Origin of the sequence: Paenibacillus sp. 79R4, from assembly GCF_013393165.1 — a bacterium.
Lineage (GTDB): Bacteria > Bacillota > Bacilli > Paenibacillales > Paenibacillaceae > Fontibacillus.
Genome location: NZ_QJOT01000006.1, coordinates 117,584 through 131,052 on the forward strand (window position 1 = coordinate 117,584; position 13,469 = coordinate 131,052).

General features: G+C 46.9%; 12 protein-coding genes. 10 read left to right on the top strand and 2 right to left on the bottom strand.

What is annotated here, in order from left to right:
- The first annotated feature begins 3 nt into the window (after positions 1–3).
- The 4 genes from DMN77_RS10220 to DMN77_RS10235 all read left to right on the top strand — a co-directional run bounded on the left by DMN77_RS10220 (position 4) and on the right by DMN77_RS10235 (position 4,446).
- Positions 4–1,140: a glycoside hydrolase family 18 protein gene (locus tag DMN77_RS10220; RefSeq protein ID WP_179014775.1), complete on the top strand. Its 1,137-nt coding sequence runs from the start codon at positions 4–6 to the stop codon at positions 1,138–1,140.
- 95 nt (positions 1,141–1,235) lie between these two features.
- Complete coding sequence (locus tag DMN77_RS10225) at positions 1,236–1,910, top strand: response regulator transcription factor (protein WP_068781342.1); 675 nt, start codon at positions 1,236–1,238, stop codon at positions 1,908–1,910.
- On the top strand, positions 1,907–3,274 hold the full coding sequence (locus DMN77_RS10230; protein ID WP_068781341.1) for a sensor histidine kinase: 1,368 nt from the start codon (positions 1,907–1,909) through the stop codon (positions 3,272–3,274). Before DMN77_RS10225 ends, DMN77_RS10230 begins: the two co-directional genes overlap by 4 nt.
- Positions 3,275–3,447: 173 nt before the next feature.
- Positions 3,448–4,446 carry an alpha/beta hydrolase gene (locus tag DMN77_RS10235; protein ID WP_179014782.1) on the top strand — a complete coding sequence of 333 codons (999 nt, stop codon included), beginning with the start codon at positions 3,448–3,450 and terminating at the stop codon, positions 4,444–4,446.
- Between the two features lie 47 nt (positions 4,447–4,493).
- Here DMN77_RS10235 and DMN77_RS10240 read toward each other — a convergent pair whose 3' ends face one another.
- The gene (locus DMN77_RS10240) at positions 4,494–5,030 is read right to left on the bottom strand and encodes a DUF3658 domain-containing protein (RefSeq protein WP_179014783.1); all 537 of its coding nucleotides are present in this window, start codon (positions 5,028–5,030) and stop codon (positions 4,494–4,496) included.
- Between the two features lie 1,283 nt (positions 5,031–6,313).
- On the opposite strand from DMN77_RS10240, the gene DMN77_RS10245 reads away from it, so the two are divergent.
- Together DMN77_RS10245 and DMN77_RS10250 are read left to right on the top strand one after the other, a co-directional pair.
- Positions 6,314–7,552 (top strand): aminopeptidase, encoded by a 1,239-nt coding sequence (locus DMN77_RS10245; RefSeq protein ID WP_372775726.1) that lies wholly within the window; start codon positions 6,314–6,316, stop codon positions 7,550–7,552.
- Positions 7,553–7,629: 77 nt separating this feature from the next.
- The gene (locus DMN77_RS10250; protein ID WP_179014786.1) at positions 7,630–8,061 is read left to right on the top strand and encodes a MarR family winged helix-turn-helix transcriptional regulator; all 432 of its coding nucleotides are present in this window, start codon (positions 7,630–7,632) and stop codon (positions 8,059–8,061) included.
- Positions 8,062–8,129: 68 nt separating this feature from the next.
- Here DMN77_RS10250 and DMN77_RS10255 read toward each other — a convergent pair whose 3' ends face one another.
- The gene (locus DMN77_RS10255) at positions 8,130–9,485 is read right to left on the bottom strand and encodes a sodium-dependent transporter (RefSeq protein WP_068781338.1); all 1,356 of its coding nucleotides are present in this window, start codon (positions 9,483–9,485) and stop codon (positions 8,130–8,132) included.
- A gap of 188 nt (positions 9,486–9,673) precedes the next feature.
- Here DMN77_RS10255 and DMN77_RS10260 point away from each other — a divergent pair, with 188 nt between their 5' ends.
- The 4 genes from DMN77_RS10260 (at position 9,674) to DMN77_RS10275 (ending at position 13,465) form a co-directional block, all read left to right on the top strand.
- On the top strand, positions 9,674–10,027 hold the full coding sequence (locus DMN77_RS10260) for a carboxymuconolactone decarboxylase family protein (RefSeq protein WP_068781337.1): 354 nt from the start codon (positions 9,674–9,676) through the stop codon (positions 10,025–10,027).
- A 98-nt stretch (positions 10,028–10,125) separates the two neighbouring features.
- Complete coding sequence (gene lpdA / locus DMN77_RS10265) at positions 10,126–11,832, top strand: dihydrolipoyl dehydrogenase (protein WP_179014788.1); 1,707 nt, start codon at positions 10,126–10,128, stop codon at positions 11,830–11,832.
- Positions 11,825–12,742: a lipoate--protein ligase gene (lplA, locus tag DMN77_RS10270; protein ID WP_179014789.1), complete on the top strand. Its 918-nt coding sequence runs from the start codon at positions 11,825–11,827 to the stop codon at positions 12,740–12,742. Before lpdA ends, lplA begins: the two co-directional genes overlap by 8 nt.
- A gap of 426 nt (positions 12,743–13,168) precedes the next feature.
- Positions 13,169–13,465, top strand: coding sequence for a hypothetical protein (locus DMN77_RS10275; RefSeq protein ID WP_068781334.1), 297 nt, complete (start codon positions 13,169–13,171; stop codon positions 13,463–13,465).
- The last annotated feature ends 4 nt before the right edge of the window (positions 13,466–13,469 follow it).

The window sequence follows — 13,469 nt, forward strand, 5'->3', positions numbered from 1 at the left end:
TCCATGAAGATCAGTTTATATACGAAAGTGTTCGTGATAATATTGCTGGCGGGCATGGGCCTTTATTTCTATCAAATCTCAAGCGCTGAGGATCATAAAGTGACGGCAGTGTACGTGGAAGCCTGGAGGGATGCAGACAACGTCCGTTTATCCGAGAAAAATGTGGATATCGCTTATATTGCCTTTGCGAAGATTGCCGGAACAAAGCTCTATTTTCATGAAGATGAGGCGACAAACGAGCAGATAAAACGTAATATTCAGAAAATGAAACAGAGCAACGCTGCAACCCGATTCGTGCTGGCGATAGGTGGATATGGGGTGGATGGCTTCTCCGATGCTGCACTGGACGGCAACCGTTATTTATTTACGGAGAGCATTCTTGAGATGATCCGAGAGCTGGATCTGGACGGCGTGGATATCGATTGGGAGTACCCGGCATTTCATGCCTGGAATACTCAGAAATCTCGGCCAGAGGATACGCAAAATTTCACCAGCCTGATCAGGGAGCTGAGGGAGAAAATGTACCGCCTGCCATTCAACAGCAAGGGATATCTGTTAACCTTCGCTGCGGGTACGCAGGATTGGTATTTTCAGAGCGTTGAGGTCCAGAAGGTAGCTGAATATGTCGATTATATCAATGTGATGAGCTATGACTTGACGGGCCAATGGTCGAAGCAGACCGGCTATAATGCCAATCTATATATGGACCGCGGGAATAAGTCACAGATGAGTGTGGATCAGATCATAAAGATGTATCTTGATCACGATATTGACAGCAAGAAGCTGTTGCTGGGTATTCCCGCCTACTCTTATGCCTGGCAGAAGGTGAAGGGTAGCAAGCATGACGGTGCATTTGCTCCCGGACAAGCGGTTGATATCGAGCGGTTGGATCTCACTTATAAGGTGATTCAGAAATCCTATATGAACAAAAATGGTTACAAGCGCTACTATGATGCTCAAGCGAAAGCCGCTTATCTCTATAATGGAGATATGTTCATCACCTATGAAGACCCGCAGTCACTGCTTGAAAAGGTGAAGTATATCCAGCAGCATAATCTGGGCGGCGCGATGGTCTGGGAATACTCCCAGGATGCCGAGGACGGGATCGTAAGGTTTCTGGGAGAGCAGCTGCGTCAATGATCCAAGGGAGGGAGTCAGTCCGGCAGGGCCAGTATAAATCTTTTATAGTATAATAAATACTAGGATGTAGGATGAACAGAGAGAGAGGGTAATGGATGCCTACTATACTGGTTGCTGATGATGATGCAAATATTCGCGAGCTTGTTAGTTTATTTCTACGCACCGACGGATTTACAACAGTCGAGGCCGCAGATGGCCAAGAAGCGCTGAACATCTACGGCTCGACGCAGGTGGATCTTGTTGTGCTTGATATTATGATGCCAATCATGGATGGCTGGACCTTATGCAAGGAGCTCCGCCGAGCTAATCCCGATCTGCCCCTGCTTATGCTTACAGCGAGAGGCGAAACCTGGGAGAAGGTGAAGGGATTCGAACTGGGGACGGACGATTATTTGACGAAGCCGTTTGATCCGCTGGAGCTGACGGTTCGCGTAAAGGCTTTATTAAAGCGATACCGAATTGGCTCCACGCAGACGATTCAATTCGCCAGTGTTATCCTCGATCGATTGACATATAAGGTAACGAGAGGGGCGGAGGCGTTCACCCTGCCGCTCAAGGAGTTCGAATTGCTGTATAAGCTGGCTGGAACACCTGGTCAGGTTTACACGCGAGAGCAGCTGATTGATCAAATTTGGGGACTTGATTATGTGGGGGATGAACGGACGGTAGATGTGCATATTAAGCGATTGCGCGAACGGTTCGCGACTATATCCGATTTTCGGATTGAAACCGTGCGCGGGCTAGGCTACAAGCTTGAGGTTTGCGAATGATCAAATCGTTATATACTCGGGTTGTAGCCACGTTTTTGGCCGCTATTCTATTGGGGACGGTCATTGGTTTTGTTATTACATTTTGGGAATATAGAGAGAAATTGAATGAAACGATGCATGCCACCTTATCTAATTTCAGCCAGGATATCGTCCGGATTTACGAGATTCTATCCGTTGATGAGGCGAACTTGTATGTGAGCGGGATGAAGCAGCTCAATATTTACCATGTTCGCATCTACGATGAAACGGGGCAATTCCAGTCCTACGGAGCGCTAAACGGACAGTCCCCGGCCACTGTGACGATGGAGCAAGTAAAAAAAGTATTGGGTGGGGAAACCGTTCGAGTGGATGCTAGTGCGGCTTCCCCGCATCTTCTGGGATTGCCGTTGAACACGGAAATGGGCACGAAAGCGATGTTTGTGGAACAGCTGACGCCCCCTGCTGCTTCCTTTAACATAAAGTGGTTATCTTCGTTTGTGACCTATACGTTAATGGCAGGCAGTCTGCTGATTTTGGTTGCCTCTATATTTCTGGTAAGACCGATTAAAAAGCTGACAAGAGCTACCAGACAAATCGCAGCCGGGGATTTCAATGTCGAGCTGAACATTAAGCAGCAGGGAGAGATCGGCACTCTGGCTCGCAGTTTTGAAGAGATGATGCATGATCTGCAGCAGCTGGAACAGATGCGCAGGGATTTCGTATCAAACGTATCGCATGAGGTTCAGTCGCCGCTCACTTCGATATCTGGTTACGCTAAGGCACTTAAGCATGTATCTATCTCTGATAGTGAGCGAAGCCGATATCTTGACATTATCATTGCTGAAGCGGAGCGGATGTCCAAGCTGAGCGATGGCTTGCTGAAGCTGAGTTTGCTTGAATCGCAGTCACAGCAGCTGAATCCGGTTTCATATAGTCTTGACGAACAGATAAGACGTGTGATTGTGGCGATCCAGCCGCAGTGGTCGGCACGCAATATCTCTTTTGAGCTTCATCTAAAAGCAGTGACTGTAACAGCAGACTATGATCTTCTAAATCAGGTATGGACCAATATCATTGGCAATAGCATCAAATTCTCGGAGGATGGCGGTGTGATTGCCGTCAGCCTCCGGCAGGAGGCCAAAAATGTAGCCGTGCAAATCACCGATAGGGGAATAGGCATCTCTGCCGAGGATCAGAAGCGTATCTTCGAGCGATTCTTTAAGGCGGATCGTTCCCACAGCCGCAAGTATGGCGGCAGCGGCATGGGGCTGGCCATTGTGAAGCAAATTGTATCTCTTCATCAAGGTGACCTCCTAGTAGAAAGCGAGCTTGGCCGGGGGACAACGATTACGGTCGCTTTGCCCATGAATATTCCGTCAGAGTAATTTTCTATGCTACAGCTAACATAGCAAGTATTGCTTGCTATGTTAGCGTAGCATTTTTTTATTTATATCTGTTCATATTCAGTTCATATTGTCGTCATGAGGAGTACATATTCGTAAGGTACACTTCATTTTATAGCCAGGGAGGCTGAATAAACAGAGATAGATAGGAGAAGATGATCGTGCCACAAACCGAGGACATGAATATAAAGAACAGAACGAGGGCCCAAAAAGTACGAAGCATTTTGCTAAAAATCGCAGGAGCCATCATCCTTGCAGTTGTGCTGTTTATGGCTGTTATTTTTGCAGTGGATAAGATCAGCAGTCGTTCGGAGCAAAAAAGAATCGAGCATTACGGTCAGCAAGTATCAATAGATGGGAAAAATATGAATGTATTGATTCAAGGGGAAGGAGAGGAGACCATTGTTCTCCTGCCTGGTTATGGAACAGCAGCACCGGCGCTTGATTTTAAGTCGCTATTCGAAGAGCTGTCTCCATCCTATAAAGTCGTCGTGGTCGAGCCCTTTGGATATGGATTAAGTGATGATACCAAAAAAGACCGCAGCACAGCGAATATTGTAAGCGAAGTTCACGAGGCCTTGCAAAGTCTGGGTATTGACCGGTATATTCTGATGGGCCATTCTATCGCCGGAATTTACGGGCTGGACTATGTAAACAAATATCCGGATGAAGTCATTGCTTTTGCCGGAATCGACAGCAGTGTGCCAACGCAGAGCGGTATGGATGTTAAATTTCCAATCAATAAGCTTAAATTTCTTAAAAACTCAGGTTTAGCCAGATTGCTGTTGAAAGTATCGGGCGACCCTTATGCCCAGCTTCCCTTTGATGATGAGACCAAAAAACAAATGAACCTGATTATGCTCAAAAACTTGTATAATTCCAGCAGCATGAATGAAATGGAACATATCTATCCTAATTTCGTGGCAGCCTCAAATTTGAGATTCCCGGAAAGTATTCCTCTGCTCTTATTTGTACAAGCCCATGATATGGCCAGAGAAGACTGGATATCCCTGCATGAGGAGCAAGCCAAAGAGTCCCGATATGGAAAAGTGATCCCCCTTGAAGGAGACCATTATTTGCACCATACTCGCTCAATAGAAATCGCCGAAGGCCTTAAGGAATTTATGAATGATATAGGTTCAAAAGTAAAATAATTTTGTTACCCCCTGTCAGATAAGATGTCCGGCAGGGGTTATCTATCCTATCGGGACTTGCGCCTGATGCTATAAAACCGCATCCCCGCGAGAACTCCTTTAATTTTGAGAATACCGTTATATATAAGTTCTCTCAACCGATATTCAAAATAAGCATCTCCAATACACTGCTCACAATACCCGATGGCTTCCCCGATCAGCCGGGCTGATTTGAGAAAATCGCTATGGCCGGTTGCAGGTTTGAGCTTATCCAGAGTGTCCAGCAAGTATGAATCATAATAATCGGCAGGCACCTCCAGTACGGTGTTATCCTGCCAGATCCGCAGCGTACCCGTCTGTTTGCTAATCCACTGCCATTCTTGCTGTAATTGCTTGATATCGGCAGCTAGCATGGCGAGATTGTCCGGGCGGAGGAAGACTTCCCTTAATTTGTCCGGGGGGATTTCGCCGGAATGCCTGTAGTGAATAGAAGCATCGGGGCGATTGAACATTTCCTCGGCAGCTGCTCCAGCATCATATACCACAATGGAATTAGGTTTGTTACGGAGCAGATCTATCGCGTGCCGCACCGTACCTCTGGACATCTGACCTTTTGCTGGATTGCAGCAATCTGACCTTTGACCTTTTGATCAATCTCTGACCCCCTGACCTGTGGCTATGACCTCTGACCGTCAGAACTGTTTCCAACTAACCTCTGATCATTTAACTCTGGCTGTCATTGGCCACCGTACCTCTGATCTGTTGCTACTAACCTCTGCTCTAACCTCCGATTTCTAGCCACTAACTATCTAACGAAACGTGGTATCGCTATTCCGGCAAAAAAGGACCTCCGAAAATTGTAACGAAACTGGGGATCGTTATTTGAGTAAAAATGCGGCCCAAAGCCCTATTTTCACCCGAATAGCGATATGGTGTTTCGTTAGAATTTATTTACCATGGTTTTGGAGTAAATAACGATATGGAGTTTCGTTAGAGTCAGTCAGCCCCCATCGGCAACGTTGTCCCATGGATTGGGGAGAAGATCAAAGTTCGGATGACCTCTGATTTCTGAACAACTGAGCTCTGGTCAACTAACTTGTGGCTAACTAACTTCTGATCCACCAACCTTTGGATACCCAATCTCAGACCACCGTGGCTCTGACCGTCTGACTTGTGGCTAACTAACCCATGACTACCGACCTCTGATCGATCTCTGGTTATCCGGTCTCAGACCACCGGACCCCTGACCTTTTGCCAACTAGCTTGCAGCAATCTGACCTTTGACCAACTGGCCAATCTCTGACCCCCTGACCTGTGGCTATGACCTCTGACCGTCCGAACTGTTTCCAACTAACCTCTGATCATTTAACTCTGGCCGTCATTGGCCACCGTACCTCTGATCTGTTGCTACTAACCTCTGCTCTAACCTCCGATTTCTAGCCACTAACTATCTAACGAAACGTGGTATCGCTATTCCGGCAAAAAAGGACCTCCGAAAATTGTAACGAAACTGGGGATCGTTATTTGAGTAAAATTGCGGCCCAAAGCCCTATTTTCACCCGAATAGCGATATGGTGTTTCGTTAGAATTTATTTGCCATGGTTTTGGAGCAAATAACGATATGGAGTTTCGTTAGAATGAAGTTGATGTTACCCACATGGTATTCACCAAAATAGTGTTCCGGAGTTTCGTTAGAGGTCAGGGAAGCTTGGCCCGCAGCGTTTCGATGAATCCTCGTGTGAGATCTCTCTCAACAGTAACATGTATCTCGGAAGGTTCGCAAAACCTGTGGAAGCAAGGGGCCATCATTTCTTTTCATAGTAAATTTATTTCGCGATATGCCCAGGCAAGGATATAATAGAATAATAACTTTGACCAATATGGGGGAATGAAAATGTATCCAACGAAACAGCAATTGGATAATTATGCGGAGCTGGCCGTTAAGGTAGGGGTTAATGTTCAGCCCGGCCAAACGGTCGTGGTCATGGCACCTGTTACAGCGGCCGACTTGGTTCGCTTGATTACGCTCCATGCGTATAAAGCGGGCGCTCACAATGTCTATGTTGAGTACAATGACGATCAGCTGTCCAAAATAAAATATCATCATGCACCGGAAGCAGTATTCTCCGAATATCCGAAATGGCGTGCGAAAGCGATGGAGGAATACGCGGAAAAGGGAGCGGCTTTTATCCAGATTTACTCCCCGGACCCGGATTTACTGAACGGGGTTGAACCAGCACGGATCGCCACCGCGGCCAAGACGGCTGCCACTGCGCTTAACAAGTACCGCAGTTATTTGATGGCCCATCACAACGCATGGACGCTGATCTCTTATGCTACTGTGGAATGGGCAAGCAAGGTTTTTCCGGACGAAAGTCCAGAATCCGCACAGCAAAAGCTATGGGAACGCATCATCGATGCGACTCGCATGGACCAGGACCAACCGGTAGAGGCATGGGGCAAACATAATGCCAAGCTAGCTGAAATGGTCAGCTTCTTGAATGATAAGCGTTACAAGCAGCTTCAATATGAAGCTCCCGGCACATCGCTGACGATTGAGCTTCCTGAAGGCCATGTCTGGCTAGGTGGGGCAAAGGAAAATTCCCGTGGCATCTGGTTCAATCCTAACATTCCGACAGAGGAAGTCTATACGCTGCCCAGCAAGAACGGCGTAAACGGAACGGTGCGCAGTACGAAGCCGTTGAACAATAACGGAGTAATTATCGATGGATTTTCTCTGACATTCAAGGAGGGGAAGGTCGTTGATTTCAGTGCGGAGCAAGGGGCTGAAGCACTGCAGAAGCTGCTTGATACCGATGAAGGCGCAAGATATCTTGGTGAGGTCGCGCTGGTTCCTCATGATTCGCCGATTTCCAACTCGAACGTCATTTTTTATAATACATTATTTGATGAAAATGCATCCTGTCACCTTGCGTTGGGTCAAGCGTACCCGGTTACTATTGAGGGCGGAACGGACATGAATGAACAGGAACTGGCGAAGCATGGGGTAAATAAAAGCTTGATTCACGTCGACTTTATGATCGGAGCTGCCGAGTTATCCATTGATGGTATTACCCAGGATGGTCGGACAGAAGCGATTTTCCGAAACGGCAACTGGGCTTTTTAGATGGATGATATGATAATTGAAGCATAGGTTTGGTTTATAATACTATCTATCTGAATGTCCAGGAAAGGGAGTTTATTGTGTTTAATCTAACGGATTGTATCGGATTTATTACGAATACTGCTTCCAAGAAAATAGTTGATGCTTTTAATGAACGCTTGCGGGATAACAATATTACGCGAGTAAAATGGATTGCTCTGTTCTTCATCGGTGAGGAGAAAAATATCTCTCAGAAAGAGCTGGCCCAAAAGATGAACGCCAATGAATCCTCTATAGCCAGGTTATTGGAACGGATGGAGAGAGACGACTTATGCGTGAGGGATAGAGATACGGCGGACCGCAGAATTATTAGAGTCAACCTGACTTCCAAGGGAACGCAACTAAGAGCGGAGCTGCTGCCATTAGGACAAAGCTTCCATGAAGATGCAACGGATGGGATTCCTGTGGGGGACCTGGAGATTTTCAAGAACGTGCTGGAAAAAATGGTTGCGAATGTAACCAAAGAACAATGAAATATCATTAAAAAGGCAATCTCGCTACGGCGCTGTTTATAGCGGCCGCGAGATTGCCTTTTTTGGTGCTAATCGATTTTAATGATACCTGTTGTATGCAGAAGAACCAGAAGAACAAGAACCGGCGCGATATACCGAAGCATAAACAGCCATATCTTGAACCATTTCGATTTCAGGCCCGCTGCTTCCGCAGCGCCCTTCCAGAAGTAGCCTGCGAACAAAGTCGTAATGAGCCCGCCGATAGGCAGCATTATATTCGAGGTGATGAAGTCAAGCCAGTCAAAGAAGTTCTTGCCGCCCAGATCGGACAGGGCAGGCACCATCCCGAAGGACAGTGCGGATGGAAGTCCAATAAGCATAACTAGAGCGCTGATAATGATTACGGACTTCGTACGGCTCCAGCCCCAGCGGTCCATCGTAAAGGAGACCGGTACTTCCAGCAGCGATACAGCCGAGGTAAGGGCAGCAATGGCTAATAAGATGAAGAACAAACCTCCGAAAAGCGATCCGAACGGCATTGCTGAAAAAGCGGCCGGAAGCGCCATGAACACAAGACTTGGACCGGAATCGGGAGCAATGCCAAAGGAGGCAGTCGTCGGGAAAATAATCAGCCCGGCAACAAAGGCATAGATCAAATCGCCAGCTCCGATAGCGAGCGTAGCCGTTCCAAGCGATTGACGCTTGTCCACATAAGCGCCATAAGTTAGCAGAATCCCCATGCCAAGCGATAGTGAGAAGAAGGCATGTCCCAGAGCAACCAATGCGGATTCAGGGCTCAGCTTGGAGAAATCAGGGTGCAGGAAGAAGGCTACTCCTTCTCCCGCGCCCGGAAGAGTTACGGAGCGGATCATCAGACCGATGAGCAAAATGATCATCCCGGGAATGAGTACTTTATTAAATTTCTCAATTCCCCCCGAAATCCCTTTGATGACTACAAATGCAGTAATCAGAATGGCTATCGCTTGCCACACAATCGGCATATACCCGCCAATAAAGGAAGCGAATTGTCCTTCGTAATCAGAGCTGCTGAACAAGTGACCGCTAAAGGATTGAACAGCGTAGTTCAGCGTCCATCCGGCAACGATAATATAAAAGGTCAGGATCAGAAAAGGTGCTATAACTTGCAGAATCCCGAGTTTTCCGAATACTTTCGAACCGCCGGCCTTCACAAACGAAGTAGCAGCGCTGCCCCTGCCCGCACGGCCAATGGCCAGCTCGGCCAGCAGAACCGGCAGACCGATCACGATCAGACAGACGATAAAGAGCAGGAAGAAGGCCGCCCCTCCATTTTCGCCGGTAATGTACGGAAATTTCCACATGTTTCCGAGCCCGACGGAACTGCCAATAGCAGCCAAGATAAACCCTGACGAGGAAAAACGATCGTTCTTTCCTGACATCTCTGGGCCTTTTTTCGGTGTAGTCATAGAAGCTCCCCCAGTATTAATATAAATATTTTCTTATTATATTGCATTTTTGTAAGAAAACCATGGAAAATTGTTTCAAAAAAGAAAATCTTATTTTTGACAAAATACTTTACAATGCAATTAATGCAGTGTAAAGTATTATTAGATCACAAGTGAATTATTTCACAAAAAATAAGGAGCTGACAGAAATGAAGAAAGACGTTAGACAAATGCTGAATGATTTTACAGGTGGATTGCAGGAATTGTCCGGAACGAATGGGGAGAGCGTTAATGCGTTTATGAACTTGCTGGGAACCAACTATGCCGATGGGGCCATTGATACGAAGACCAAGGAACTGATCAGCGTAGGGATCGCCGCTTATAACCGCTGCGAGTATTGCATCGTGTTCCACGTCTATAAAGCGCTCGAAGCAGGAGCAACCCGTGAACAGATTATTGAAGCGGCTATGGTTGCCGTGGCATTTGGCGGCGGACCAAGCATGGCTTATTCTGTTACCTTGCTGAAGGATTCAATTGATGAGTTCGAAAAGGACTTTAAATAAAACTTATAATGATGTGATTCATGGCAACCTTCTGACTGGTTCGGAAGGTTGCTTCTTCAAGTAAGGCCAACCACTAATGAATCAGCGGAGGGAACATCATGATTATCAAGCTGGAACAGCTCACAGGACACGCCAAGCAGGCGAAAATCGGGAAGCTGAATGTTGCCGAAGGAGATCAGATTGAAATTGGTCAACCTTTACTTCAGTTAGAGAGCAAGAAAGGAAATTCACCTGTACATTCTAAATATAAAGGCAAGATCGAGAAAGTGTTGGTCGATGAGGGGCAGGAAATTGAAATTGGTCAGAGCCTATTTGAGATGACTGCCGAAGAGACTGCCGCGGCGCCGTCAGAAGTAAAACCGAAGCTGGATTATTTCGGCGGGCTTCTGAAAGGGAAGAAGGAGGATGTACGAACTGATCTGCTGGTTATCGGCGCGGGGCCGGGAGGTTATGTCGCTGCCCTCTACGCAGCCAAGAAAGGTATTCAAACCGTGCTGGTGGAGAAGGATTCCATGGGAGGAACATGCCTGAATGTGGGCTGTATTCCGACCAAGGCCTTAATCAAATCCTCCGAAGTTTTTCACCAAATGATGCATGCCGATGATTTTGGTCTTTCTGTGAAGGAAATTGAGCTGGATATGGCCAAGGTGATCGATAAGAAGGATGAGATTAAGGGCAGCCTGGTGTCAGGGATTGAGTATCTGCTTGGCAAAAATAACGTTCGCGTCATTAAAGGCGACGCTTCATTCCTAAATGATCACCATGTGCTCGTCAAGAATGGAAAAGATGAATATACGATCGAAGCCGACAATACCATTATTGCCACCGGATCTCAGATCGCAGATATTGCTCTGCCTGGAATCGATCATGAGTTTGTCATGGACAGCACTTCAGCTCTGGCCTATCGAAAAAATATCAGCTCGGTTACGATTATTGGCGGCGGCGTCATCGGTATGGAATTCGCTTTTCTCTATTCCAACTTTGGCATTCAGGTCAATGTCTTAGAATTCTGCGACAGGCTGCTGACGATGGTGGACAAAGACGTCTCGGAAGAGATCGCTCATATTGCTGCCGAGCAGGGAATCGGCGTATTTAACGGAGCCAAGGTGACCCGGATCGAAAAGGACCAGACAGGCAAAGCCGTCGTTATCTTTGAACAGGGTGGAGTCGAAAAGTTTATAACGAGCGAGAAGGTACTGGTTGCAATTGGCAGAACGCCGAATATAGATGGGCTGGAGCTTGAGAAGACAGGCGTCAAGCTGAACGACAATCGAAAAGGGATTGCGGTTAATGAGCATTTACAAACCTCGCTGGCTCATATCTACGCGATTGGCGACGTCACGAACCGAATTCAACTGGCCCATGTCGCTTCCCATGAAGGAATAGCGGCTGTGGATCATATTCTGGGTACGGCTGCTCATATGGATTATGAAATGGTGCCTAATGTAATATTTACTTCACCGGAAATCGCTGAGGTGGGTCTGAATGAAGACCAGGCCAGACTCCTGGGCAGGAACATTCAAGTGAGCAAATTCCCATTCCAGGCCAATGGCAAAGCATTAACGATGAGAGAGGGACGGGGCTTCATCAAGCTGGTCAAGGATCTGGACAGCAACAAGCTGATTGGCGCTTCGATTATTGGGCCAGAAGCATCGGCTTTGATCAGTACATTGACGATCATGATCGGCTCAGGCATTCCTGAGGAAGAGATCGCCCATGCCATTTTTGCACATCCTACGACGGGTGAAGTGATTCATGAGGCGATACTCGGCTTTGGAGTAGGGGCTCTGCATTACGATGAATAGGATTATCCTGTCCGAAGAGCATAACCCGTACTATAACCTGGCGTTGGAGGAAGCGTTGCTGCGAGGCGTTAACTCGGATGAGGTCATCTTGTATTTATGGCAAAATGAGAAGACGGTTGTGATCGGCAGAAATCAGAATCCGTATCTTGAATGCGATGTACTGCAACTGGCGACTAACGGAGTCCGGCTGGCCAGACGGATCTCGGGCGGAGGCGCCGTGTACCATGATCTGGGCAATCTGAACTTTACTTTCATTTATCTGGAGCAGCATAAAGATCTGGAACGGCAGTTGGATGTGATTAAAAAAGCGGTTGAAGCCCTGGGAGTTGCGGTTGAGTGCTCTGGCAGAAATGATCTGACCATCCAGGGACAGAAATTTTCCGGACATGCCTTCTATGCGGAGAACGGTCATGAATTTCATCACGGAACTCTGATGGTAAATGTAGATTTGAGCCAGTTAGGGCGGGTGCTTAGACCCTCGAAGCTAAAAATGCAAGCCAAGGGAATCACATCCGTGAAGAGCAGGGTCGTTAATCTACAGCAGCTTGCTCCTTCCTGTACAGTCGATCATTTGATTGACCTGCTGGTCACCAGCTTTGCAGAAAGCTATGGAGAGGTGCAGCTGCTCAGATATAATAATGAAAACTACATTCCGGCGCAGTTAAGTTTGTATGCGGATTCCAAATGGCTCTACGGCGAAAGCCCGAAATACGACGTAATACTGGAGAGAAGAACCTCGCAGGGGTTGATCCAAGCTTTGCTGGATGTGGAGAACGGATTGATCCAGCGGATTAAAATCCATACCGACAGCCTTAGGATCGGGCCTTATGAAGAGGTTGAACAGCAATTTACCGGCAAGGTATTTGACCTGCATTTCGAGGAGCAATTATTTGCTGCAATTGAAGACTGATTTGAGTCTGGCTCCTCAGCATAATAGAAGTGGAAGACACCCTTGTAATCATTGGTTAACCGGAACGGTTCCGATAGATGATCAAGGGTGTTTTACGTATGTAACCGTATTGCAGGCTGGAAATTTCCATGTTTACAGCCAGGCCGCGGTTATGCGAAGGGACTAAGAGGAGCAGGATGTTGCAGCCTGATTGAGAATCCTGAAAATAATAAAGGACCTTCAACAATAGACCTGGATATGTCCATGGATATTTGCACCTCGTTTTTGACTACTAATTCGTTATAAGCTTATTATCATACGCGAATGTCCCCTCACAACAAGGCTGCCTATCCAAACAATTGGGTTTGCTGATATTCGTCTGGAATGAAGGAAGAGGACTAAATAAGCTATAATGGATTTACGTAACAGACAAGGAGGATATGGCTCATGGAATATTTAGCACTCTTCATCTCCCTTATTGCCTTGATCGCATGTCTAAGTGTGTATAACAAAGTATCTGCCTTAGAGGCGCGGATCAAAGCGATGCCGTTCCCGGGAACCCAAGCAGTTCCCACAGCTCAAGCGGAGGGATCAATCTCGTACTCTGGGCAAGATGAAGTTATTCGATTAATACATGAGGGCAAGAAAATCGAAGCTATAAAGAAATCAAGAGCTTTGTATGGAATGTCGCTACTGGAAGCCAAGCAATATGTAGATGATCTGACACTGAAGGTGTTGAAATAGAAGG

Coding starts and splice junctions, on each gene's coding strand:
- DMN77_RS10220 (WP_179014775.1), top strand. CDS start 4: ATGAAGATCAGTTTATATACGAAAGTGTTCGTGATAATATTGCTGGCG.
- DMN77_RS10225 (WP_068781342.1), top strand. CDS start 1,236: ATGCCTACTATACTGGTTGCTGATGATGATGCAAATATTCGCGAGCTT.
- DMN77_RS10230 (WP_068781341.1), top strand. CDS start 1,907: ATGATCAAATCGTTATATACTCGGGTTGTAGCCACGTTTTTGGCCGCT.
- DMN77_RS10235 (WP_179014782.1), top strand. CDS start 3,448: ATGATCGTGCCACAAACCGAGGACATGAATATAAAGAACAGAACGAGG.
- DMN77_RS10240 (WP_179014783.1), bottom strand. CDS start 5,030: ATGTCCAGAGGTACGGTGCGGCACGCGATAGATCTGCTCCGTAACAAA.
- DMN77_RS10245 (WP_372775726.1), top strand. CDS start 6,314: ATGAAAATGTATCCAACGAAACAGCAATTGGATAATTATGCGGAGCTG.
- DMN77_RS10255 (WP_068781338.1), bottom strand. CDS start 9,485: ATGACTACACCGAAAAAAGGCCCAGAGATGTCAGGAAAGAACGATCGT.
- DMN77_RS10260 (WP_068781337.1), top strand. CDS start 9,674: ATGAAGAAAGACGTTAGACAAATGCTGAATGATTTTACAGGTGGATTG.
- lpdA (WP_179014788.1), top strand. CDS start 10,126: ATGATTATCAAGCTGGAACAGCTCACAGGACACGCCAAGCAGGCGAAA.
- lplA (WP_179014789.1), top strand. CDS start 11,825: ATGAATAGGATTATCCTGTCCGAAGAGCATAACCCGTACTATAACCTG.
- DMN77_RS10275 (WP_068781334.1), top strand. CDS start 13,169: ATGGAATATTTAGCACTCTTCATCTCCCTTATTGCCTTGATCGCATGT.